We start from the raw sequence: 21,183 nt of genomic DNA on the forward strand, positions 1-21,183 counted from the left end.
TGTATACATGAAATTAATGACGCGATTTCCTGCTGTTCTCTTCCTTTCGGCAGCCGCCATTTTTTCCCCCCTAACCGCCCAAACGGTTAGCGATGATGATAGCCCCGAAGCTTCGCTCAACATTCCGGGCGGTGGGCAGCTATTTGGCAAAAACGATCCCAACGTCCGCCGCGCAACCGCAATTGTAAATGGTGAGATTATCACCGGCACGGATATTGACCACCGGCTGGCGTTGACACTCGCGGCCAATGAAACCGAAATACCGGCGTCCGAAGTAGAACGTATCCGCGCGCAAATATTGCAGAATCTGGTCGATGAAACTCTGCAAATTCAGGAAGCAAAGGCCAATGAAATTGAAGTGACCGATGCTGAGGTCGAGGAATATTATGCGCGTATCACGCAGCAAAATTTCAAACGATCGGTCAAGGATAATGATGCCTATTTGGTCTCAATCGGATCGTCCGGGGCCAGCCTGCGGCGTCAGATTAAGGGCGAACTCGCCTGGAGCCGCCTGATCCGGCGCAATGTCGAACCCGGCGTCAGCGTCAGTGACGATGAAGTCAACGCGATCATCGAACGGATCAATGCTAATAAGGGGCAACCGGAATACAACATCAGCGAAATCTATCTGTCGGCCACACCCGAAAATGAGCAGCAAGTGGCCGAGACCGTTAAACAGATTTTTGACCAATTGCGTCAGGGCGGATCTTTCGTCGCCTACGCTCGGCAATTTTCCGAAGCATCGACCGCCGTTGTGGGCGGTGATTTAGGCTGGGTCAATCTGGGCCAATTGCCGACCAGCATGGCGCAGGCCGCAGCCGAAATGGCCAGCGGGGAGATTCGCGCGGTGCCAACACCAGGCGGCATTTCGATCATGGTGCTCAAAGATAAACGGCAAGTCGCAACCGCCGATGTCCGCGACTCCTTGCTCAGCTTGAAACAAATCGCGCTAAATTTCGCGCCTGGCACCAGCGCAGAGCAAGCGCGGCCTTTGGTTGAACGCTTCCAAACCGAAACGCAAAAAATCAGCGGCTGTGGCGCTGCTGACGAAATGGCGAAAAACCTGAATGCCGAAGTGGTGAACCGCGACAATGTGCGGGTTCGCGACCTTCCCGGACCATTGCAGCAAGTGATGCTGGACCTGCAGGTTGGGCAGTCGACGCCGCCTTATGGCTCGCTGGAAGATGGCGTGCGCGTTTTCGTAATGTGCGGCCGCGATGCGCCGCCCGACGCCAACGCACCCAGCTTTGAACAGATTATGCGCAATATCGAGGATGACCGGGTCAACAAACGGGCGCGCCTGTATCTGCGCGACCTGCGCCGTGATGCGATCATCAGCTAAAGCGAGTAACCGGGAATTATCCCAACAGAGTGTAGCGCTATGATAACTGTCCTGCCCCAAATGCCGATTGCCATATCCGCTGGCGATCCGGCAGGCATTGGTCCAGAAATCATCGCAAAGGCATGGTTACAGCGTAAGGCGCAGGCGCTGCCTGTATTTTTTGCTGTGGGCGATAGCAATAGTTTTGCCGCCCATTGGGATGGCCCGGTGCGGCGGATTGACGATCCGGCCGATGCTGCGCAGCATTTTGATGAGGCTTTACCCATATTCCATATGCATGATTGCGGAGCGGTAACGCCCGGCACTCCCACTGCCGAGGGCGCACGCTGCGCTTTTCAATCGTTGGAGCTTGCCGTTGGTTTTGCCCGCGCGGGCAGCGCCGCGGCGATGGTGACCGGCCCTGTATCGAAGACGCAGCTTTACTCGGTTGGCTTCACGCATCCGGGGCAAACCGAATTTATCGCCGAACGCTGCGGCGTGGCCAAAAATAACGCGATCATGATGCTCGCTGGTCCCGATTTGCGCGTCGTGCCAATGACAACGCATATCGCCTTATCCGACATAGGCAGCCATCTCGACAGCCGCCTGATACGGCAGCGTATTCGCGCCACCGCCAAAGGATTAATGCGCGATTTCGGAATGGAAAATCCGCGCATTGCCGTGGCCGGATTGAACCCCCATGCGGGCGAAAATGGCGCCATGGGGCACGAAGAGATGGAGCTGTTCCTCCCCGCGATCGAACAATTGCGCGGCGAAGGTTTCAACGTGACCGATCCGTTGCCCGCCGACACGATGTTCCATACCGAGGCGCGGGCCGAATATGACGCGGCGGTATGCGGCTATCACGATCAAGCGTTGATCCCACTCAAAACGCTCTATTTCCATGAGGCGGTGAATATGACGCTCGGCCTGCCCATCGTGCGGACATCTCCCGACCATGGCACCGCATTTGGCATTGCGGGGCGCAATATCGCCAACCCCGGATCGATGATCGCCGCCATCAAAATGGCCCGCGACAGCGTGAAGCATCGCAAGGCATTTGCCGCAAAAAAAGTAGCCACAGCGGCGGCAGAGGCGAAAATGGAAAGCGCTGGGCTACATGGCCCAATCTAATCTGCGGCCGGATTTGCCGCCGCTGCGCGATGTTATCAAACGGCACCGTTTGGCGGCGAGTAAGGCGCTGGGGCAGAATTTCCTGCTGGATGAACAGCTATTGGACCGCATCGCGGCCATACCCGGCGATTTGAACGGCGCGCAAGTCTATGAAGTGGGACCGGGCCCCGGCGGCCTGACCCGCGCCTTGCTGCGCGCGGGCGCCCATGTCACGGCGGTGGAGCGCGATCAGCGCTGCTTACCCGCACTCGCCGAATTGGCAGAGGCATTTCCCGGACAGCTGCGCGTGATCGAAGGTGACGCGATGCAAATTGATCCGGCGCGGGAAATTTCCGGCCCTTATCATATCGCGTCCAACCTGCCCTATAATGTCGGCACCGCGCTGGCCGTGGGGTGGTTGACCAGCAAAAATTGGCCGCCATCATGGCTGTCGATGACATTGATGTTTCAGCGTGAGGTTGCCAACCGCATTGTGTCGGCGGGCGGCGATAGCGCCTATGGCCGCTTGGCGATATTGGCGCAGTGGCGATGCAATGCGCGGATCGCGATGCCGGTGCACCGCAGCGCCTTTACCCCGCCGCCCAAAGTCATGTCGGCGGTCGTCCACATCACCCCGGGCGAGCAGCCCGAGGGCGCAGAGATGGCGACATTAGAAAAACTAACCGCCGCCGCCTTTGGCCAACGCCGCAAAATGCTGCGCCAAAGTTTGAAAAGCGTCCCCGGAGCCATGGAAGCCCTCACCGCCGCCGGAATAGAAGGCGACCGCCGCGCCGAAACCGTGAGCGTCGCCGAATGGGTGGAAGTCGCGCGGGGGGTTTAGGGGGGGTGGTGATCAGAAAACCTTCTAGGAAAGCGATCATTACAACGTTGCAAAATGGGCCGTTCCAGAAACTCTTCAGTATAACGAAACGATGGACAAAAACGCCGGAGAAGACGATAGCTCATCTCAGTAATTTTTGGAGTTCCAAGTCCGATCTATGCCGCTGCCAGCCAACCCCAAAATCTACCACATTGTTCATGTGGACAAGCTGGCTTCGATAGCGGCGGACGGGTATCTTTGGTCCGATGCTGAGCTGGCGCAGCGTCCCGTAACCGGCACGGTGATCGGGATGAACAGCATTAAGGCGCGAAGGATGAACGAGCTGCGGCTCACCAGCTATCCCGACCTTTATGTCGGCCAATGCGTTCCGTTCTACTTCTGTCCGCGATCCGTGATGCTGTACATGATGAAGATCAAGAGTCCTGAACTGGCTTACAAAGGCGGGCAAGAACCAATTGTACACTTAGTATCTGACTTGAATAATACGGTCGATTGGGCAAATGCCAATGGCCATCGCTGGGCCTTCACATTATCCAACGCTGGATCATATTATTTTGAGGATCGTACCAACCTTACGGAGTTGAATGATATCAATTGGGATGCCGTGACAGCAAAGTATTGGCGGGCATTTCGTGAAGCAAAACAGGCGGAATTTTTGATCGAGCAGCATTTCCCTTGGCATTTGGTTGAGGAAATTGCAGTAATGAATAGACTGACAGGTCAGGAAGCGGTGAAAGCTATCGCTGGCACAGCTCATAGACCGGCTATTCAAATACGACCAGCATGGTATTATTGAAGGGTAATCATGGCAAACATTGAACTCAGAACCGGAGATATTTTCAAGACGGATGCAGACGCAATCGTCAATACCGTCAACTGTGTCGGCATCATGGGACGCGGCATCGCGTTGCAATTCAAGAATGCATATCCTTCAAATTTCAAGGCTTACAAAACCGCTTGCGACGCGGAACAGGTCCAGCCAGGGCGGATGTTTGTATTTGAAACCGGCAAATTCACACCGCGCTTTGTCATCAACTTTCCTACAAAAAGGCATTGGAAGGGCAAGAGCCGGATCGAGGACATCGAGGCAGGGCTGATCGCACTTGCAGACGAGGTTGTATCCCGTGGCATTAAATCGGTTGCCATTCCCCCGCTAGGCGCTGGCCTTGGCGGGCTGGATTGGGATGATGTGCTGCCCCGGATCAAATCGGCGTTGCAGGACATTCCCGATGTGGATGTGATCATTTTTGAACCCAAGGGGGCGCCGGATTCAGTTCGGGCATCATCGGTGCCAAACATGACTACGGGCCGCGCCTCGCTGGTCACGCTGATGCATCGGTATTTGCGAGGGCTGATGGATCCGTTTGTCACTTTAATCGAAGTTCAGAAACTGATGTATTTTATGCAAGAAGCTGGGCAACCGCTTCGCCTAAATTATGTCAAACATCACTACGGTCCGTATGCGAACAATTTGGCGCACGTGCTGCACCGGATCGAAGGCTACTTTGTCTCAGGCTATCAGGATGGCGGCGATCAACCAGACAAAGAGCTCACAATCGTTCCCGGCGCGATTGAAGAGGCAGAGAAGGCTTTGGCGCAAGAGCCGCATACGCACGAAAACTTCAAGCGCGTTGCCGATCTGGTTGATGGATTTGAAACACCTTACGGTCTGGAATTACTGGCAACGGTTCACTGGGTTGCCACTCGTGAAGGGGCTAAGTCCCATCAGGCAGCGGTTGAACGAGTGCGTAATTGGAATGAACGCAAAAAGGCTTTTACGCCGCGCCAGGTGGCCATCGCGTTCGATACACTTCAAGCCAAGGGGTGGTTTGCTTCGGCTTAAGCTCTTTGTTAACTGAATGAATTGCGTTTGTTTAGTGATCGCCGCTTACGCCTAATCTTATCCCCCCCCATCACAAGCACTGGCTTTCCCGCTGCGCTCGCGCTAGACCTGTGTGCATGCAGACGATTACATCTCAGGAACAGGCCGCGCTGGATTTTATTGAAGCGGCACCGATGCTTAGCCAAGTGGAAATGTGGTGCGCGGTGAATAGCGGGACGGGCAATCTGGCGGGGCTTGCGCAAACGGCGGCGATGTTGTCCGATGCTTTATCGGCGCTGCCCGGCACGGTGGAGCAAGTGGAGGGCGCGCCGTCCGAGCTGATCCGCAATGACGGCAGCGTGCAGATGACCGAATATGGCAAGCATTTGATCGTCACCGTGCGCCCGGATGCGCCGGTGCAGATGCTGTTCACCGGTCATATGGACACGGTGTTTCCCGCCGGCCATGCTTTTCAGCAGCTGACCTGGCGCGAAGACGGCATTTTGAACGGGCCGGGCGTTGCCGATATGAAGGGCGGGATTGCGGTCATGCTGCACGCGCTGCTCGCCATAGAGGGGGCGAAAGACCAGCCCGATTTTGGCTATCAGATTTTGATCAATAGTGACGAGGAAGTAGGCTCGCCCTCCTCCGCGCCGATTATCGCGCGGCTGGCCAAGGATAAAATGGCTGCGCTGACCTATGAACCGGCGGCCTTGCCCGATGGCACATTGGCGGGCGCACGGGCGGGCAGCGGCAATTTCTCGGTCATTTTTTCCGGCAAAAGCGCCCATGCCGGACGCAATCCGGATGAGGGCCGCAATGCGCTGCTCGCGGCGGCCGATCTTGCGCTGCGGATGAAGGCGCTGACCCGCGAGGGCCTATCGGTTAATCCGGCGCGGATTGATGGCGGCGGGCCGAATAATGTCGTGCCCGACCATGCGATTTTGCGCGTTAACCTGCGCCCGCATACGCCCGAATTGCAAAGCTTTGCCGAAAATGAAATCAAGCAGCTTATTGCCGCAATCGAGGCCGAGCATGACGTTTCGGCGCATTTACACGGCGGATTTGGCCGCCCGCCCAAACCGATCAGCAACAGCGCGGCGGCGCTGTTTGGCCTGGTCAAAAAATGCGGGGAGGATTTGGGCCTTTCGATCGGTTGGAAAAGCACAGGCGGGGTATGTGATGGCAATAATATTGCCGCTTGCGGAGTGCCGGTGGTTGACACTATGGGCGTTCGCGGAGGCGCTATTCACAGTAGCGACGAATATTTAATTACCGACAGCCTGCCTGAAAGAGCGCGCCTATCCGCGCTCACCATTATGCGGTTGGCTCAAAAAGGAAGTTTATGACTTTTATCATTCGCCCTGCCCGCCCCGGCGATGTGCAGCAAATTTACGAAATGGCGAAACGGACGGGCGGCGGGTTTACCAATTTGCCGCCGGACCGGCCGTCGCTGCTGACGAAATTGGAACGATCGGCCGAGGCATTTGAACGCGATGATGATCAGCTGGACGATGACCGGTTCATGTTCGCGCTGGAAAATACCGCGACAAAACAAGTGCGCGGAACCTGTCAGATTTTTGCAAAGGTGGGACAGAAATGGCCCTTCTATAGCTACCGCATCGGCGCGTTGACGCAGCATAGTGAGGAATTACAGCGGACATTTCGCGCCGATATTCTGAATCTATCGACCGATTTGGAAGGCGCGACCGAGGTTGGCGGGCTGTTCCTGCATCCCGGCGAACGGTCGGGCGGGCTGGGTATGTTGATCGCGCGCAGCCGCTATCTCTTCATCCGCATGCACCGCGCCCGGTTCGCCGACAAAACGATAGCGGAATTGCGCGGCGTTATTGACGATGCGGGCGGCTCGCCATTTTGGGACAGCGTCGCGGGGCGCTTTTTTGGCATGAGTTTTCAGGATGCCGACGAATTTAACGCCAAACATGGCAATCAATTCATCGCCGATTTAATGCCCAAACATCCCGTCTATATCGCCATGCTTTCGGAACAGGCGCGGGCCGTGATTGGCGTGCCCCATGTATCGGGGCGGGCAGCGATGCGGATGCTGGAAAATGAGGGTTTCTCATGGGAAAAATATGTCGATATTTTTGACGCCGGCCCCACGATGACGGTGCAAACCGACCGGATCACAAGCGTGCGCAACGCGCGGGAGATAAAGATCGACGTGATCGACGCACCGCTGGACCGCGAAAAAGCGAGCAAGATGCTGGTCGCGCACGGCCGGTTGAATGATTTTAAGGCAACCTATGGCTGGATCATCGAAGAGGAAGGCCGCGTCACGCTCGACGCCGTTGCTGCCGAGGCGCTGGGCATTGGCGCGGGCGATGTGATTTGTGCAATTGAAAGGAATGCATCCTAATGGCGATTACCGAAATCAACTTTGACGGCATTATCGGGCCGAGCCATAATTATGCAGGCCTGTCGCCTGGCAATATCGCATCGGCGAATAATGCCGGTGCCATATCCGCCCCGCGCGCCGCCGCATTGCAAGGGCTTGAAAAAATGCGCACTAACCTGCGCGCTGGCTTGGCGCAGGGGTTTTTCATGCCGCTGGACCGTCCCAATGCTGCTTGGCTGGCGGGGCTGTCGGCCGATATGGCAAGCGCCGAGCCGCATATTCGCGCCGCCGCTTTCTCTGCCTCCGCCATGTGGGCGGCCAATGCGGCCACCGTGTCCCCTGCCCCCGATACCGCCGATGGGCGGTGCCATTTGTCGGCAGCAAACCTGCTGACCATGGCGCATCGCAGCCACGAATGGACCGGCACCCATGCGCAGTTACAGCTCGCCTTTGCCAATGAAGCGCATTTTGCCGTGCATCCGCCCGTGCCTGCGCCCTATGGCGATGAAGGCGCGGCCAACCATATGCGGCTGTGTGCCGCCCATGGCGAGGCAGGCATTGAGGTTTTTGTCTATGGCAAAAGCGGCGGGCCGTTTCCCGCGCGCCAACATATTGAGGCATCAAAGGCCGTTGCCCGCGCCCACCTGCTCGATCCAGCCAAAACCCTGTTTATACAGCAGGCGGAGGCGGCAATTGCGGGCGGTGCGTTTCATAATGACGTTGTCGCCGTGGCCAATGAAGATGTGCTTTTCTGCCACGAACTCGCCTTTGAATATCCATCCGAAGCCTATGCCGATATCCGCCGGTTGATGCCTTCGGTGCAAATTGTTGAGGTTCCGGCATCGCGCGTCACTTTGGCCGACGCCGTGCAGAGCTATTTGTTCAATGCGCAGCTCGTCACCATGCCGAATGGACAAGGCATGGCGTTGATCCTGCCCACAGAGTCGCAGGAAAACGAAGCGGTTTGGTCGTGGCTGTCGGAAATGGTCGCGGGCAATGGCCCCATCCGGCATTTGGTGCCGGTTGACGTGCGGCAAAGCATGGCCAATGGCGGCGGTCCGGCGTGCCTGCGCCTGCGTGTCGTATGCGATCCAGCTTATGTCGATCCGCGTTTCATCGCCGATGAGGCAAAGCTGGATGCGATGGCGGCAGTCATCGGCGAATATTGGCCCGAACATATTGCGCCCGATCAATTGAGCGATCCGGCGTTGATTCAGCAGGTGCAATCGGCCCGCGCGGCGCTGCTCAAATGCTGCGGACTGGACGGGGCGCTATAACTGCCGGAATATTTTACAATCGGCTATTGCGTTAACCATCGTCACCCGCAGAGATGCTGATCTGGCACGGCCTTTGCTGTGTAAAAGGTTAAGATGAAAAAGCTAAAACGCCTGTTCCAGATCAAAACCAAAACTGAGGTTTTCCTTATCACCTATGCGCTCGGATTGGGCGCGGTTGAGCGGGGGCTGATTTATATGCAGCAATATCCGGGCAATATCGGCAAGGTGTTTTTCTGCTTATGCACAGGGTCCGTTTTCCTGGCATCGGCAAAGATGTTGGAAGCTGTTGAATATCATCAATTGCTGGGCGTCGATTGACCGCACGGAACAGGTTCTTTCCACCCGGCCAACACCATTCATACATTAAAACGCCGGGGAAAGTCCGCAGGTTTCTGTTGCCCGGCACCTGCGGAGGCCGCTGGAATCTGTTCTGTTGCCCGGCCAGCCCGGCCGCGTTCTGTTAGCTTAATTTAGGACCGTGAGGCCCATGGATTATGCTGCGAGAGCAAGTGCTTCGTTATCGTTTGCACCTATTGGTTTTGAACCATTTATCGGCTTATTCATGCCGGGCAAAAACAATGTCTTTGAACACACGTCGATCCTAGTTCAGCCCCGTCAAAACCCCTGAACATTCAAGGGATGTGGTGGAGCTGCCGGGTACCGCCCCCGGGTCCGCTGCATCTATTACACATCATCATTTATCACCATAGTCCGCCGAAACGGACAAAACCCATATAGGCTGATTTGCGTGAATAGGAAGTGAAGCGCGCAAAAAAATTTGCACCCTTGTCAGATTGAATAACCTATGTTAACGCCGTTAACAATAAACGAAGGACTCGATGATGACCGATTATGAAACCGACTATCTGATCATTGGCGCAGGCGCGGTGGGCCTTGCCTTTGCCGACACATTGCTGGATCAAACCAGCGCGACCATCACCATCATTGACCGGCACGGCAAACCCGGCGGCCATTGGAATGACGCCTACAGCTTCGTTGCGCTGCATCAGCCTTCGGCCTTTTACGGGGTAAACAGCATGCCGCTGGGCACCGGGCAAAAAGACACGCATGGCGTGAATAAGGGCCTGTATGAACTTGCCTCTGGCCCCGAAGTCAGCGGCTATTTCGATGCCGTCATGCGGCAAAAACTATTGCCGAGCGGGCGCGTCAGCTATTTCCCGATGAGCGATTATAAAGGCGGCGGCAAATTCGTGTCGCTGCTATCGGGGGAGGAGAGCAGCATCGCCGTGAACCGCAAAACCGTCGATGCCACCTATTATGGCACCACGGTTCCGTCCACACATAAACCGCGTTTTGACGTGGCGGATGGCACCCGTCTGGTCCCGCCCAATGCCCTGCCCCATTTGTGGATGAGGCCGGATGAAATCCCTTCCAAATTTGTTATTGTCGGTGCGGGCAAAACCGCAATGGATGTGGGCGTGTGGCTGTTATCAAGCGGCGCTAGGCCAGAGGATATTCACTGGATCATGCCGCGTGACAGCTGGCTGTTGAACCGTTTGCGCACGCAGCCAGGCATGGAATTTTTCGACGCCACTATTGGCGGCCAAGCCGCGATGATGGAAATTTTCGCCACAGCATCGTCGCTGGATGAAATTTTTGAACGGCTTGAACAAGCGGGCGTGATGCTGCGCATTTATTCCGATCAAAAGCCCGAAATGTTCCATTATGCCACCATATCACAAGGCGAGGTTGATTTGCTGCGCCACATTACGCAGGTCATTCGCATGGGCCGCGTGCAAGCAATTGATGATGCAGGCATTACGATGGATGGCGGCCATGTGCCGATGGATGGCGACACGCTTTATATTGACTGCACCGCATCGGCGGTCGAACACCGGCCAGCCGTTCCGATTTTTCAGGGCGATACCATCATCCCGCAGCTGGTCCGCGCGCCGCAGCCCGCCTTTAGCGCGGCCCTCATCGCCTATGTTGAGGCCAATTATGACAGCGACGCCGAAAAGAATAAGCTATGCCAAACCGTCCCCTTCCCGCATCAGATAGAGGGCTATATTCCGTGCAACATGGCCAATATGGCGAATCAGTTTCAATGGATGCAGGATAAAAAACTAGGCCAATGGATCCGCGCCAGCCGCCTAGACGGTTTCGGCAAAGTCATCGCTGCCGTCACCCCCGATGATACCGAAAAACAAGCGTTGCTGCTAAAATTTCGCAACAATGCGATGGGCGCGATGATGAATTTGCAAAAATTGGCGGCGGGCGGTTAGGGTTCGCTGCTACCATCCGGCAGCCAAGCCATCCGGCAGTCAAAAAGCGCCGGTTACCCCCGCCACGTCATCCTGAACTTGTTTCAGGATACATAGGCTCCATCCGGTCGTTTCTGCAATGACAGGCAGTATGTATCCCGCAACATATAGAGATGGAGTGATTAGCTAGAGTTCATCGAGCTGGTCTGTTTATATGTCATACTTTGTCTGATTTCCCTGCGTAGTCGATCAATATTGGACTGATATTCCCTCGCCGTAGCCTCAAGATGTGACCTGAGCGGCCTCAACTTCGCAATTGCGATCAAATGTTCGCGTTTTTGTTCTCCAGAGGAATAAAAAGGCCGATCCTCTTCTTCCAGAATCAAATATTTGGCATCACCCTTGATATCACGCTCAACATCCGCTTGTTGACTTTCTACATTTTCAAAACCGTCAGGGAATCTTTCCTTAATTTTATAAAAAACCTCATCATATCGATAGCCCCAACCAATCTGGTTGCGCGACGAGATCATTTCTGAATCATCTGAGCCAGCGAACTGGTGACGCCGAGGTTCGAAACTTTCGAGCGAGCTAATCGATTCTATTATATCTTTAATGACGCCCAATTCGGCTTCGTAATGGTAGATACTATCTGCTCGAGGCGAGGTCACCGGGGGGTCAACCTCTCTCGGCTCCAGTGATGACAATGTTGGCTCCATGGTGGCCGCGTTGTCCGCATTTACGCTCGGTTGTGATGGTATTATTGGTCTTTCCACGGGGGGATCAAGAACCGGATCAGGCGTATCCTCATCTTTTAACGAGGTAGATCCGATTTCGGGCTTTGGTTCGCTCCAAGTATAAAGTAATGCGCCAACGTAGCTCAATAAAATGATTAGGCTGCAGACAAGAAACCAGGGTGTCATTACGTATGGTATCAGGTAATAAAACCACTGTTCAGTCCAAATTTTAACGCCATCCCAAATCTGGGCGGCCACAAATAATAAGCCACCTAAACCAATCACACACCCATAAAAAGCGCGCCCAGCCCATTTAAGAAAATTGAAAGTCTTAGGGTGGCGCATTCTGGCTCCATATTACGAACGATTTTAAGGTGGGCCCCAATAAAAAATGACCAAAAATGATATATACCAACTTATTGTAGGATCAATAGGCTCCCTCCGGTCGTTTCTGCGATGACAAGGCAGTATGTATCCCGAAACAAGTTCGGGATGACGGCGCGGGATAAGAGCAATCTTCTGCGATCCCCCGCCCAAACCCCTGCTTACTCCCCTGCCTACATCCCCCGCTCAAACCCCCTGCATGTTGCGGCTTTCGGCGGGGATGTGGACGATCATACCGTCCATTTCGGCGGTCAAGTCAATTTGGCAGGACAGGCGGCTGGTGCGGCGGGCGCCGCTGGCCAGGTCGAGCATATCTTCTTCATCGTCACTGGCGCTCGGCAATTTGGGGAACCAGTCTTTTTCAATAATCACATGGCAAGTGGAGCAGGCCATTTGCCCTTCGCAGGTTCCCTCCAGCGGTTGTCCAGCGGCCTGTGCCACCGTCAATAAATTGTCGCCGGGCTGCGCCGTTACCTGTTGTTCCTGATCGCCATCGGCGCTGATGAAGGTGATTTTTACGGTCATGTCACGTTCCTAAGCCGCTGTCAGTTAAACTCAAGACGATAATTGTGCATCTGCCGCCGCGTTTATCGCCATTGCGGCCTGCTCAATCTCTGCCATCGTCGTATAACGCCCGAAACCGAGCCGGATAGATGATTTGGCCTCCGCATCGGTCAGCCCGATGGCGCTCAACACATGGCTAGGGCGGCCCGAACCGCTGGCGCAGGCGGAACCGGCGCTGAATAATATATCGCGGCATTCGGAAATCAGCCGGGCAGCATAGAGTCCCGATTTACGAATGTTGAGATTGCCTTTGTAACGCGCGTCGCAGTCGCCATTGACGGTCCAACCGGGCAGCAGGCGGGATGCGCGGTCCCATAATGCCGCGACATGGGCGCTGTCCGCCGCCATCTGCGCCGCCGCCAATCGGGCCGCTGCGCCAAATCCGGCGCATAAGGCGGGCGACAATGTGCCGGAACGCAGGCCTTGTTCCTGCCCGCCGCCATGCTGCTGCGGCAAAAGCGGGATGCCATCGCGCAGCCATAAGGCACCAATGCCCTTTGGGCCGTGGATTTTATGCGCGCTGATCGCTATCATATCGGCTTCGGCTGGCACCGGCATCCGGCCAAAACTTTGCACCGCATCGCACAGAAAGTGCCCCCCCCTCTCATGGACCTGCGCGATCAGGCCGTCTGCGCCCGAAAGCCGCTGTATCGTGCCGATTTCATTGTTGACTTGCATGATGCAGACCAGCGTTCCGGGGCCTATATCGGCGCTTTGGGACAGCCCGCTGACATGGCCGTCCCCTTTGACCCCCAAAATGGCAACTTCCGCCGATGGGGCCATTGCCGCTGCGCTGTCGATTATCGCCGCATGTTCGGCGGCGCTATAGGCGATGGCAGGGCGGCTATTTGGGGCGCGGCTGGCCGCCGAAATATAGCCCTTTATCGCCAAGTTAATGGCTTCGGTTGCGCCGCTGGTGAAGATGATTTTTCCGCCGGGCGGGAGCAGTGCGGCGATGTCGGCCCGGGCGCTCTCCACCGCAGCAGCGGCGGCTCTCCCGGCTTTATGTGAGCTGTGCGGATTGGCAAAATGGGTGGTCAGCCATGGCTCCATGGCGGCAAAAGCTTCGGGCGCGATCGGCGTTGTCGATTGATAGTCGAGGTAGATCATGCGGCGGCTGCGCGGCTGGCTATGCGGCGCCAGATTTCGGCAAAATGGGTGATGTCGGCGGCGCTGGTATCGGGGCCAAAGCTGACCCGGATAACTTCACTCGCCTCCTTAACTTTCCATCCCATTGCGCTCAAAACATGACTCATTTTCAACGTACCGGAGGAACAAGCGCTCCCTGCCGAAACCGCGGCACCTTCCATATCAAAGCCAATCAACTGACTCGAAGCCGAAACCCCCGGCATATGATAGCTAGCGATAGTCGGCAGCCGCTCACTATCCCGCGCCACCACCACCCCGTCGGCCTCGGTAATGGCAAGGTCCAGCATAGCGCGCAATTCGCTGGCCCGCTCGATCCAGTCAAAGCCCTGCTCCAAAGCCGCGGCAAAGGCCAATATCGCGGGCAAATTCTCTGTGCCCCGCCGGTATCCCTGCTCCTGCCCGCCCGATGGGCTGAGCCAGCCTAGATTGCGGGTCAGCAGCGCGCCAATCCCCGGCGGTCCGCCAAGCTTATGCGCGGAAACGGCAATCATATCGGCATCCGGTAGCGGCAGCTTACCCGCGCTTTGCGAACAATCGGCAAAGAACAACCCGCCGCTCGCCCGGACCGCCGCCGCAATGGCCGCCAGCGGTTGGATGACGCCGGTTTCATTATTCACCGACTGAACAGCGAATAGGCCTTTTCCGGTGATCACCGCAGGATCAACCAAACCACCGGCGTCGACGGGTAGGATATGCGCCTCTTTTGCAGCGCTGAGCACCGCATCATGTTCGGCCGCAGAGACCGTAACCTGATGCTTCCCGCGCAGCGCGATCGCAATTGCCTCGCTCGCCCCGCTGGTAAAAATAACCTCGCCGTCCCAGCCTAGACTTGCCGCTATCCGCTGCCTTGCATGTTCCAAAGCAGCGCGGGCAGCCCTACCCTCGCTATGCGGAGAGGATGGATTGGCCCATCGCTGCATGCCTTCTGCCATCGCCGCTCGCGCTGCTGCAACCATCGGCGTTGTTGCGGCATGATCCAGGTAAAGGCGCGGTTTAGAGGACATTTTTGGCGTTATTCTCCGTCTGTCATGCGAACATAGTTGCGAAAATGATGCTTACTTCTATATAGACCCCATACATCCTGCAAAGCCCCAATCCAGCCATTATCCCGCCGGATGCAAATGGGGCAGCGCTTTTTACATAGATTGATCATTATTATGCCAGCAATTGCTATCCCCGGCCCCGAAGGCCGCCTTGAAGCCCGTTTTTCTCCGCCGCCGCGCGACCGTGCGCCCATTGCGATGATCTTGCACCCGCATCCGCAGGCCGGCGGGACGATGAATGACCGGATTACGCAGGAGCTTTACAAAACCTTCGTGGCCCGCGGCTTTGGCGTGCTGCGTTTCAACTTCCGCAGCGTCGGCCGCAGCGAAGGCGAATTTGACAATGGCATTGGCGAGTTGTCCGATGCTGCTGCTGCCCTTGATTGGGTGCAAAGCTTCCATCCCGAAGCATCGACGACATGGGTCGCAGGTTTCAGCTTTGGCGCGTGGATCGGGATGCAGTTGTTGATGCGCCGCCCGGAAGTGCGCGGTTTTATCTCCATCGCACCGCCCGCAAATATGTATGATTTCAGCTTTCTGGCCCCTTGCCCATCATCGGGGATTTTGATCCAGGGTGCAGGTGATGAGATCGTCAATCCGCAAGCTGTGCAGAAGCTGGTCGATAAGCTTCGCACACAAAAGCATATTACCATTCACCATGATGAGATCCCCCGAGCCAATCATTTCTTTGAAAATGAAATGGATATGCTGATGGATTCGGTGAATACCTATTTGGATATGCGGCTCGATCCGGATTGCCCTATTAAATAACGGGGCAGAATAGCGGCTGTTTCAGCGGTTATTTTCTTCGCTCTGGTTGACAAGGGATTTGCCATTGTCAACCGGCGTGACCCATATGGCGATATTCATAAATATCACCGCAGACGCGGCCACCATCAACCAGCTTTGCTTTGCCGGACCGCCCCGCTGCCTGACCCGCCATGCGCCGTAAAGCAGCAATATTGCGGTAAAGGTAGCCAATGACAGAATGAAGTTGGTCATGCCTTGCTCCTAGCGGTCGGCGCGGGCGGTTTCAATCCGCGAATTTATCCACCTTTTTTTTGCCAATGCCATGGCCTTTTTCCGGCCCCTGTTCTAAAGCGCCGCTATCCCGATTCACCGGCTGAACCCCGCTGGCTTTGCTGCGGAGCGAATGAGGAACAATTATGCGGATTGCCATTGCCTCCGACCATGCAGCGCTTGAAATGAAAGCAGCGCTGGCCGAATATTTACGCGGTGCCGGGCATCAGGTCGATGACCTTGGCCCAAATAGCGGCGATTCGGTTGATTATCCCGATTATGGCTATAAATTGGCACAGGCTATTGCGGGCGGTTCGGCGGATAAAGGCGTGGCTCTGTGCGGTTCCGGTATTGGCATTTCAATCGCCGTAAATCGCAATCCCGCTTGCCGGGCCGCTCTGCTATCGGAACCACTTTCGGCGTCGCTTGCCCGCGAACATAATGATGCCAACGTGATTGCAATGGGTGCGCGCCTTATCGGCATAGAAATGGCGAAAGCCTGCCTCGACGCATTTTTGAATACTGAATTTGGCGGAGATCGCCACCAACGCCGCGTAGATAAATTATCAAATCCTGATATTTGAAAGGATCGAAATGTCCCAAGCTTCCTCCAATGAAAATCTAGCCCAAAACGGTTTTTTTAGCGACACCCTCGCTGCCGCTGATCCCGCAGTGCAAGCCGCGCTGACCAAAGAGATTAACCGCGAAAAAAAGCAGATTGAGCTGATCGCGTCAGAAAACATCGTTTCAAAAGCCGTTTTGGAAGCACAAGGTTCGGTTTTCACCAATAAATATGCAGAGGGCTATCCCGGTAAGCGCTATTACCAAGGTTGTGCGCCGTCGGATGATGTTGAAACATTGGCCATAGAACGCGCGAAACAATTATTCGGCTGCGCATACGCAAATGTGCAGCCGCACAGCGGCGCTCAAGCGAATGGCGCAGTGATGCTGGCATTGGTAAAGCCGGGTGAGACCGTGCTGGGGATGAGCCTTGATGCTGGCGGTCATTTGACCCATGGCGCGCGCCCTGCAATGTCCGGCAAATGGTTCAATGCCGTCCAATATGGTGTCCGTCCTGACGATCATCTGATTGATTATGATGAAGTCGAACGGCTGGCGATCGAGAATAAACCACGCATCATCATCGCAGGCGGTTCAGCTTATCCGCGCATTATCGATTTCAAACGCTTCCGTGAGATTGCCGACAAGGTTGGCGCATATCTGCACGTCGATATGGCGCATTTTGCAGGTTTGGTGGCAGCAGGATTACACCCATCGCCCCTGCCCCATGCTCATGTGGTAACAACCACCACGCATAAAACGCTTCGCGGACCGCGCGGCGGCATGATCCTGTCGAATGACGAAGATCTCGGCAAAAAGTTCAACAGTGCCGTGTTCCCCGGATTGCAAGGCGGGCCGTTGATGCATGTGATCGCTGCCAAAGCGGTGGCTTTTGGCGAAGCGCTGCGCCCTGAATTCAAAAGCTATTCCGCCGCCGTCATCGAAAATGCCAAGATTTTGGCCGCGACGCTGAATGAACGCGGCGCAAATTTGGTGTCGGGCGGAACCGATACGCATTTGGCGCTGATTGACCTGACGCCGCTGGGCGTTACCGGAAAAGATGCCGATGAAGCGCTGGAACGCGCGGCGATAACTTGCAACAAAAATGGTATTCCCAATGACCCGCTGCCCCCCACCAAAACCAGCGGCATTCGGGTAGGTTCACCGGCTGGCACCACGCGCGGCTTTGGCCCTGCCGAGTTCCGCGAAATTGGCAACATGATTGCCGATGTTTTGGAAGGACTTCGCACCAAAGGCGAAGCCGGCGATCCCGCAGTTGAAGCAGATGTCCGCAAACGGGTTGAAGCGCTTTGCGACCGTTTCCCGATTTATCCGGAACTATAAACCACTCGAAAAGGTGGTATAGCTTGCTAACACAGTGCGACCCTCCTATATTGGGGGCATGTTAGATATTGTTTTAAGCTGAAGTGGAACGGCATCATGGCGTTAAATTGCACCAAATGTGACCATGTTTACGAAGAAGGGACGAAATTTTGTCCTGAATGCGGGGAAAAAACACCGGAGCAGCGGGCGGCGGAGAGCTTTCCAGAACAGGCAAAACATTATGTTGGGCAAGCGGCCGAAGAATTATGGGGCGCCGCCAAAGACGCCGCATGGACGGGCAAGGATTTGGCCAATAAAGATGCAGCGAAGAAAATGGCGGGCGGTGCAACAATCGGAGCAGCAGCCGCTCTGGTCGCCCCGATCAGCATTGCGGCTGGCGCGGCCATTGGTGCGGGGATCGTTGCCTATCGCCATCTGAATAAAAAGAATGAGAAGAAAAAAGACGACTGATGCGCTGCCCTTTTTGCGCCCATGAAAATAGCCAGGTTAAGGACAGCCGCCCGACTGAAGACGGAGCGGCTACGCGGCGGCGGCGGCAATGCGAAAGCTGCGGCGCAAGGTTTACGACATTCGAACGCATACAGCTGCGCGAAATAATGGTGGTTAAAAGCGAGAACCGGCGCGAGATATTCGACCGGGCGAAGCTGGAGCGCTCCATTGGCCTAGCCTGCCGAAAGCGGTCGGTTGATCAAGACCGCCTGGAGCAATTGGTGTCCAGTATCCAGCGGCAGGTTGAAACATCGGGCGATACGGAAATTGCATCCGGTCGCATTGGCGAAATGGTTATGGATGGCCTGAAACAGCTAGACAGCGTAGCCTATATCCGTTTTGCCAGCGTGTATAAGGATTTTACCGAAGCAAAAGATTTTGAGGATTTTGCAGGTTCGGTCATCGATGCCGCAAATAAATGAGCCGTCTGCAATGATGCAAAACGGTCATGCCCCCATCATCATATTGGTCCGGCCGCAGCTGGGCGAGAATATCGGCAAGGCGGCGCGCGCTATGCTCAATTTTGGTTTGACCGAAATGCGCCTCGTGGCGCCGCGTGATGGGTGGCCCAATCCATCCGCTGGTCCTGCCGCATCCGGCGCAGATATTGTGCTGGCCAACGCGCAAGTTTTTGAAACGCTGGGCGAGGCCGTGGCCGATATTCATCATGTCTATGCCACAACCGTTCGCAAACGCGGCGTCACCAAACCAGTGGTTACGCCAGAGACAGCAGCTGATGAAATATGCGCAGCGCCGGGGAAAAGTGCGATCCTATTCGGTGCAGAACGGTCGGGCCTTGATAGCAGCGAAGTAGGCATGGCGCGAAAAATCATCACCGTGCCGATAAACCCCGATTTCGGCTCGTTAAACCTAGCGCAAGCAGTGATATTATGTGCCTATGAATGGTCAAAGCGGCAGCAGCTGGTTAGCCCGCCTGCTACCGAAATCGCGCCCCCCGCTCCGCAAGCGGAATTGGATGGGATGATCGAACAGTTATTTTCCATGCTGAATGAAAAAGGCTATTTTTACCCGCCCGACCGGACCGAGGTCACGCAAGGAACCTTGCGCAATTTGTTAACAAAACCGGGATGGAATAGCGGTGAAGTGCGCACCGTACGCGGGATGCTGAGCGTCCTGAAAAAGGGCAAAGGCGATGCAAGAACGCCTGATTAACCCCGTAGCCCGTCCCATTGGACGAGTTCATAAGCGATAGAATCTTCGACCAATATTTCCCATAGCTGCGCCGCCAAGTCGGCCGAAATGCCTGCATCGTCCGCAGCGCGTCTGACATTAGCGAGAACTTGGGCTTTGCGAGGCTCATCGCGCACGGCGTCCCTTTCCGCCTTGATCCGCGCCGCCGCATCCATATAGCCAAACCGGCGGGCGAGCAAAGCGATCAGTTCCCTGTCGACCGCGTCGACACCGGTGCGGACATCCGCCATAGTCTGGCAATTTTCAGGCGCTACAGGCTGTTTATCGGTCATGCCATGAGCCTCTATTAACTGCCGGCCCATCTGTCGAGATGAAGTTGCACAGTTTCTGTTGACTTTTATGCAGTCAGCGGCCATTGGCGTCACTTCGCAATTGACTCCGCACCCCTAGTGAAGCGGCAGTCGCACCGGAAACCCATCGGTGGTGCGGTCCTAGGGATGGTAAAAACGCAAATGAAAAGGAACTTTGACTATGTCGAAGCGTACAGCATCAAAATATAAACTCGACCGCCGTATGGGCGAAAATATTTGGGGTCGTCCAAAATCGCCCGTTAACAAACGCGAATATGGCCCCGGACAACACGGACAGCGCCGCAAAGGCAAGCTTTCCGACTTTGGTATTCAGCTGCGCGCCAAGCAGAAGCTGAAAGGCTATTATGGCGATGTGACCGAGAAGCAATTTAAGCGCGCCTATTTTGAAGCATCGCGGATGAAGGGCGATACGGGCCAGAATTTGATCGGCTTGCTGGAGCGCCGGTTGGATATGGTGGTTTATCGCGCCAAATTCGCGCCCACGATTTTCGCCGCACGTCAGCTGGTAAGCCACGGCCATATCCGAGTGAATGGACAGAAATGTAATATTGCCAGCCGTCAAATTGACGTGAATGACGAAATCAGCCTGGGTAGCAAAGCCAAGGAAATGGCTCTCGTCATCGAAGCGCAAAGCTTGGCCGAGCGGGATATTCCTGAATATGTTGTCACCGACGGGAACGACAAAGTTACTTTTGTTCGGGTACCAACGCTCGACGAAGTACCCTACCCTGTGAAAATGGAACCAAATTTGGTGGTCGAATTTTATTCACGCTAATAGACATTCAAATAATGAACATGAAAAGCGGCCTTTCGGGCCGCTTTTTTGTTGCCGAATTGCAACATAGATAGAGGATTTTAGTTTCTGAACATCATGTAAATTTGCGATTAATCTTTTTCGGCTTAGAGGCGTGTCGCTGTCATAGAACAGTGGAAAACAAGAAGGATATAAAATGAAAAAACTGCTTATTGCTGCTTGTGCAGTATCCGCAATTGCCGCCTCTCCCGCGATGGCAAACGAAGGCCGTGTTGAAGCTCGCGGTGGTATCGCGTTCGGCGGCGGAGCCGAGGAAGCGTTTGCTGGTGTAGGCGCGGGATATGATTTTGATTTGGGCGAATCTGCTTTCGTCGGCGTTGACCTGGGCGCTGACAAAGTTTTGGCCGGCGGCGCAGAAGTATTGTGGAGCGTTGGCGTTCGCGGCGGTGTTAAAGTTAGCGAAAAAGGCAAGCTTTACGCATTGGGCGGCGTTGGTTTCTCTGACGGTTTTGAAGAAGCCTATTTGGGCGCTGGCTATCAGCAAAAACTGACCGACAGCATTTACGGTAAGGTCGAGTATCGCCGAGTATTGCTTGACGGTACCGACGTAAACTTTGCCGGTGTTGGCGTAGGCGTCGCGTTTTAATCGCCGCTATA

General features: G+C 55.4%; 24 protein-coding genes and 1 other RNA gene. 18 read left to right on the forward strand and 7 right to left on the reverse strand.

The window, feature by feature from the left end:
- Positions 1-7: 7 nt before the first annotated feature.
- The 9 genes from ACFOWX_RS08960 (at position 8) to ACFOWX_RS09000 (ending at position 9,051) form a co-directional block, all read left to right on the forward strand.
- On the forward strand, positions 8-1,342 hold the full coding sequence (locus tag ACFOWX_RS08960; RefSeq protein ID WP_381423317.1) for a peptidylprolyl isomerase: 1,335 nt from the start codon (positions 8-10) through the stop codon (positions 1,340-1,342).
- A gap of 39 nt (positions 1,343-1,381) precedes the next feature.
- The gene (gene pdxA, locus ACFOWX_RS08965; RefSeq protein WP_381423319.1) at positions 1,382-2,455 is read left to right on the forward strand and encodes a 4-hydroxythreonine-4-phosphate dehydrogenase PdxA; all 1,074 of its coding nucleotides are present in this window, start codon (positions 1,382-1,384) and stop codon (positions 2,453-2,455) included.
- On the forward strand, positions 2,442-3,275 hold the full coding sequence (gene rsmA, locus ACFOWX_RS08970; protein ID WP_381423321.1) for a 16S rRNA (adenine(1518)-N(6)/adenine(1519)-N(6))-dimethyltransferase RsmA: 834 nt from the start codon (positions 2,442-2,444) through the stop codon (positions 3,273-3,275). The genes pdxA and rsmA overlap by 14 nt, the downstream gene beginning before the upstream one ends.
- A gap of 157 nt (positions 3,276-3,432) precedes the next feature.
- Complete coding sequence (gene darT, locus ACFOWX_RS08975) at positions 3,433-4,071, forward strand: type II toxin-antitoxin system toxin DNA ADP-ribosyl transferase DarT (protein ID WP_381423323.1); 639 nt, start codon at positions 3,433-3,435, stop codon at positions 4,069-4,071.
- 9 nt (positions 4,072-4,080) lie between these two features.
- The gene (gene darG / locus ACFOWX_RS08980) at positions 4,081-5,118 is read left to right on the forward strand and encodes a type II toxin-antitoxin system antitoxin DNA ADP-ribosyl glycohydrolase DarG (RefSeq protein WP_381423325.1); all 1,038 of its coding nucleotides are present in this window, start codon (positions 4,081-4,083) and stop codon (positions 5,116-5,118) included.
- A 116-nt stretch (positions 5,119-5,234) separates the two neighbouring features.
- The gene (locus ACFOWX_RS08985; protein WP_381423326.1) at positions 5,235-6,446 is read left to right on the forward strand and encodes a hydrolase; all 1,212 of its coding nucleotides are present in this window, start codon (positions 5,235-5,237) and stop codon (positions 6,444-6,446) included.
- A complete protein-coding gene (locus ACFOWX_RS08990) occupies positions 6,443-7,477 on the forward strand; it encodes an arginine N-succinyltransferase (protein ID WP_381423328.1) in 1,035 nt (344 codons plus the stop codon). The genes ACFOWX_RS08985 and ACFOWX_RS08990 overlap by 4 nt, the downstream gene beginning before the upstream one ends.
- A complete protein-coding gene (locus tag ACFOWX_RS08995; protein ID WP_381423329.1) occupies positions 7,477-8,733 on the forward strand; it encodes an N-succinylarginine dihydrolase in 1,257 nt (418 codons plus the stop codon). The genes ACFOWX_RS08990 and ACFOWX_RS08995 overlap by 1 nt, the downstream gene beginning before the upstream one ends.
- Before the next feature lie 93 nt (positions 8,734-8,826).
- Positions 8,827-9,051 carry a hypothetical protein gene (locus ACFOWX_RS09000; protein WP_381423331.1) on the forward strand — a complete coding sequence of 75 codons (225 nt, stop codon included), beginning with the start codon at positions 8,827-8,829 and terminating at the stop codon, positions 9,049-9,051.
- Positions 9,052-9,152: 101 nt separating this feature from the next.
- Here ACFOWX_RS09000 and ssrA read toward each other — a convergent pair.
- Positions 9,153-9,496, reverse strand: a transfer-messenger RNA (tmRNA) gene (gene ssrA / locus ACFOWX_RS09005).
- A 76-nt stretch (positions 9,497-9,572) separates the two neighbouring features.
- On the opposite strand from ssrA, the gene ACFOWX_RS09010 reads away from it, so the two are divergent.
- Complete coding sequence (locus ACFOWX_RS09010; RefSeq protein WP_381423333.1) at positions 9,573-10,979, forward strand: NAD(P)-binding protein; 1,407 nt, start codon at positions 9,573-9,575, stop codon at positions 10,977-10,979.
- Positions 10,980-11,140: 161 nt separating this feature from the next.
- Here ACFOWX_RS09010 and ACFOWX_RS09015 read toward each other — a convergent pair whose 3' ends face one another.
- The 4 genes from ACFOWX_RS09015 to ACFOWX_RS09030 all read right to left on the reverse strand — a co-directional run bounded on the left by ACFOWX_RS09015 (position 11,141) and on the right by ACFOWX_RS09030 (position 14,796).
- Positions 11,141-12,040 carry a hypothetical protein gene (locus tag ACFOWX_RS09015; protein WP_381423335.1) on the reverse strand — a complete coding sequence of 300 codons (900 nt, stop codon included), beginning with the start codon at positions 12,038-12,040 and terminating at the stop codon, positions 11,141-11,143.
- A 225-nt stretch (positions 12,041-12,265) separates the two neighbouring features.
- Complete coding sequence (locus tag ACFOWX_RS09020) at positions 12,266-12,604, reverse strand: 2Fe-2S iron-sulfur cluster-binding protein (protein WP_381423337.1); 339 nt, start codon at positions 12,602-12,604, stop codon at positions 12,266-12,268.
- Between the two features lie 30 nt (positions 12,605-12,634).
- Positions 12,635-13,753, reverse strand: coding sequence for a cysteine desulfurase family protein (locus ACFOWX_RS09025; protein WP_381423338.1), 1,119 nt, complete (start codon positions 13,751-13,753; stop codon positions 12,635-12,637).
- The gene (locus ACFOWX_RS09030; RefSeq protein WP_381423340.1) at positions 13,750-14,796 is read right to left on the reverse strand and encodes a cysteine desulfurase family protein; all 1,047 of its coding nucleotides are present in this window, start codon (positions 14,794-14,796) and stop codon (positions 13,750-13,752) included. Before ACFOWX_RS09030 ends, ACFOWX_RS09025 begins: the two co-directional genes overlap by 4 nt.
- Positions 14,797-14,949: 153 nt before the next feature.
- Between ACFOWX_RS09030 and ACFOWX_RS09035 the strand changes: the two genes are divergently transcribed.
- A complete protein-coding gene (locus ACFOWX_RS09035; protein ID WP_381423342.1) occupies positions 14,950-15,606 on the forward strand; it encodes an alpha/beta hydrolase in 657 nt (218 codons plus the stop codon).
- A 21-nt stretch (positions 15,607-15,627) separates the two neighbouring features.
- On the opposite strand, the gene ACFOWX_RS09040 is transcribed toward ACFOWX_RS09035, so the two are convergent.
- Entirely contained in the window at positions 15,628-15,837 is a 210-nt protein-coding gene (locus ACFOWX_RS09040; RefSeq protein WP_381423344.1) for a hypothetical protein, read from the reverse strand.
- A 164-nt stretch (positions 15,838-16,001) separates the two neighbouring features.
- Between ACFOWX_RS09040 and rpiB the strand changes: the two genes are divergently transcribed.
- From rpiB to ACFOWX_RS09065, 5 genes are all read left to right on the forward strand, one after another.
- On the forward strand, positions 16,002-16,439 hold the full coding sequence (gene rpiB / locus ACFOWX_RS09045; RefSeq protein WP_381423346.1) for a ribose 5-phosphate isomerase B: 438 nt from the start codon (positions 16,002-16,004) through the stop codon (positions 16,437-16,439).
- A gap of 10 nt (positions 16,440-16,449) precedes the next feature.
- Positions 16,450-17,760, forward strand: coding sequence for a serine hydroxymethyltransferase (glyA, locus tag ACFOWX_RS09050; RefSeq protein ID WP_381423348.1), 1,311 nt, complete (start codon positions 16,450-16,452; stop codon positions 17,758-17,760).
- A gap of 96 nt (positions 17,761-17,856) precedes the next feature.
- The gene (locus tag ACFOWX_RS09055) at positions 17,857-18,210 is read left to right on the forward strand and encodes a hypothetical protein (protein ID WP_381423350.1); all 354 of its coding nucleotides are present in this window, start codon (positions 17,857-17,859) and stop codon (positions 18,208-18,210) included.
- Positions 18,210-18,671 carry a transcriptional regulator NrdR gene (gene nrdR / locus ACFOWX_RS09060; RefSeq protein ID WP_381423352.1) on the forward strand — a complete coding sequence of 154 codons (462 nt, stop codon included), beginning with the start codon at positions 18,210-18,212 and terminating at the stop codon, positions 18,669-18,671. Before ACFOWX_RS09055 ends, nrdR begins: the two co-directional genes overlap by 1 nt.
- Positions 18,672-18,681: 10 nt before the next feature.
- Complete coding sequence (locus tag ACFOWX_RS09065) at positions 18,682-19,422, forward strand: RNA methyltransferase (protein WP_381423354.1); 741 nt, start codon at positions 18,682-18,684, stop codon at positions 19,420-19,422.
- Here the strand turns inward: ACFOWX_RS09065 and ACFOWX_RS09070 are convergent.
- Positions 19,419-19,733 (reverse strand): chorismate mutase, encoded by a 315-nt coding sequence (locus ACFOWX_RS09070; protein ID WP_381423356.1) that lies wholly within the window; start codon positions 19,731-19,733, stop codon positions 19,419-19,421. The genes ACFOWX_RS09065 and ACFOWX_RS09070 overlap by 4 nt on opposite strands.
- Before the next feature lie 199 nt (positions 19,734-19,932).
- On the opposite strand from ACFOWX_RS09070, the gene rpsD reads away from it, so the two are divergent.
- Both rpsD and ACFOWX_RS09080 read left to right on the forward strand, forming a co-directional pair.
- Positions 19,933-20,547, forward strand: a complete 615-nt coding sequence (gene rpsD / locus ACFOWX_RS09075) for a 30S ribosomal protein S4 (RefSeq protein WP_381423358.1) — start codon at positions 19,933-19,935, stop codon at positions 20,545-20,547.
- A 175-nt stretch (positions 20,548-20,722) separates the two neighbouring features.
- The gene (locus ACFOWX_RS09080; protein ID WP_381423360.1) at positions 20,723-21,172 is read left to right on the forward strand and encodes an outer membrane protein; all 450 of its coding nucleotides are present in this window, start codon (positions 20,723-20,725) and stop codon (positions 21,170-21,172) included.
- Positions 21,173-21,183 lie beyond the last annotated feature (11 nt).

It is taken from the genome of Sphingorhabdus arenilitoris, assembly GCF_042651485.1.
GTDB classification, from domain to species: Bacteria; Pseudomonadota; Alphaproteobacteria; order Sphingomonadales; family Sphingomonadaceae; genus Sphingorhabdus_B; species Sphingorhabdus_B arenilitoris.

What these genes read in the sequence shown, in the direction of transcription:
- ACFOWX_RS09020 (WP_381423337.1), bottom strand. Translation starts at nt 12,604, where the DNA reads ATGACCGTAAAAATCACCTTCATCAGCGCCGATGGCGATCAGGAACAA.
- pdxA (WP_381423319.1), top strand. Translation starts at nt 1,382, where the DNA reads ATGATAACTGTCCTGCCCCAAATGCCGATTGCCATATCCGCTGGCGAT.
- ACFOWX_RS08960 (WP_381423317.1), top strand. Translation starts at nt 8, where the DNA reads ATGAAATTAATGACGCGATTTCCTGCTGTTCTCTTCCTTTCGGCAGCC.
- ACFOWX_RS08990 (WP_381423328.1), top strand. Translation starts at nt 6,443, where the DNA reads ATGACTTTTATCATTCGCCCTGCCCGCCCCGGCGATGTGCAGCAAATT.
- rpsD (WP_381423358.1), top strand. Translation starts at nt 19,933, where the DNA reads ATGTCGAAGCGTACAGCATCAAAATATAAACTCGACCGCCGTATGGGC.
- glyA (WP_381423348.1), top strand. Translation starts at nt 16,450, where the DNA reads ATGTCCCAAGCTTCCTCCAATGAAAATCTAGCCCAAAACGGTTTTTTT.
- nrdR (WP_381423352.1), top strand. Translation starts at nt 18,210, where the DNA reads ATGCGCTGCCCTTTTTGCGCCCATGAAAATAGCCAGGTTAAGGACAGC.
- ACFOWX_RS09000 (WP_381423331.1), top strand. Translation starts at nt 8,827, where the DNA reads ATGAAAAAGCTAAAACGCCTGTTCCAGATCAAAACCAAAACTGAGGTT.
- rpiB (WP_381423346.1), top strand. Translation starts at nt 16,002, where the DNA reads ATGCGGATTGCCATTGCCTCCGACCATGCAGCGCTTGAAATGAAAGCA.
- darG (WP_381423325.1), top strand. Translation starts at nt 4,081, where the DNA reads ATGGCAAACATTGAACTCAGAACCGGAGATATTTTCAAGACGGATGCA.
- ACFOWX_RS09015 (WP_381423335.1), bottom strand. Translation starts at nt 12,040, where the DNA reads ATGCGCCACCCTAAGACTTTCAATTTTCTTAAATGGGCTGGGCGCGCT.
- ACFOWX_RS08995 (WP_381423329.1), top strand. Translation starts at nt 7,477, where the DNA reads ATGGCGATTACCGAAATCAACTTTGACGGCATTATCGGGCCGAGCCAT.
- ACFOWX_RS09055 (WP_381423350.1), top strand. Translation starts at nt 17,857, where the DNA reads ATGGCGTTAAATTGCACCAAATGTGACCATGTTTACGAAGAAGGGACG.
- darT (WP_381423323.1), top strand. Translation starts at nt 3,433, where the DNA reads ATGCCGCTGCCAGCCAACCCCAAAATCTACCACATTGTTCATGTGGAC.
- ACFOWX_RS09040 (WP_381423344.1), bottom strand. Translation starts at nt 15,837, where the DNA reads ATGACCAACTTCATTCTGTCATTGGCTACCTTTACCGCAATATTGCTG.
- ACFOWX_RS09035 (WP_381423342.1), top strand. Translation starts at nt 14,950, where the DNA reads ATGCCAGCAATTGCTATCCCCGGCCCCGAAGGCCGCCTTGAAGCCCGT.
- ACFOWX_RS09030 (WP_381423340.1), bottom strand. Translation starts at nt 14,796, where the DNA reads ATGTCCTCTAAACCGCGCCTTTACCTGGATCATGCCGCAACAACGCCG.
- ACFOWX_RS09070 (WP_381423356.1), bottom strand. Translation starts at nt 19,733, where the DNA reads ATGACCGATAAACAGCCTGTAGCGCCTGAAAATTGCCAGACTATGGCG.
- ACFOWX_RS09080 (WP_381423360.1), top strand. Translation starts at nt 20,723, where the DNA reads ATGAAAAAACTGCTTATTGCTGCTTGTGCAGTATCCGCAATTGCCGCC.
- ACFOWX_RS09065 (WP_381423354.1), top strand. Translation starts at nt 18,682, where the DNA reads ATGATGCAAAACGGTCATGCCCCCATCATCATATTGGTCCGGCCGCAG.
- ACFOWX_RS08985 (WP_381423326.1), top strand. Translation starts at nt 5,235, where the DNA reads ATGCAGACGATTACATCTCAGGAACAGGCCGCGCTGGATTTTATTGAA.
- ACFOWX_RS09010 (WP_381423333.1), top strand. Translation starts at nt 9,573, where the DNA reads ATGATGACCGATTATGAAACCGACTATCTGATCATTGGCGCAGGCGCG.
- ACFOWX_RS09025 (WP_381423338.1), bottom strand. Translation starts at nt 13,753, where the DNA reads ATGATCTACCTCGACTATCAATCGACAACGCCGATCGCGCCCGAAGCT.
- rsmA (WP_381423321.1), top strand. Translation starts at nt 2,442, where the DNA reads ATGGCCCAATCTAATCTGCGGCCGGATTTGCCGCCGCTGCGCGATGTT.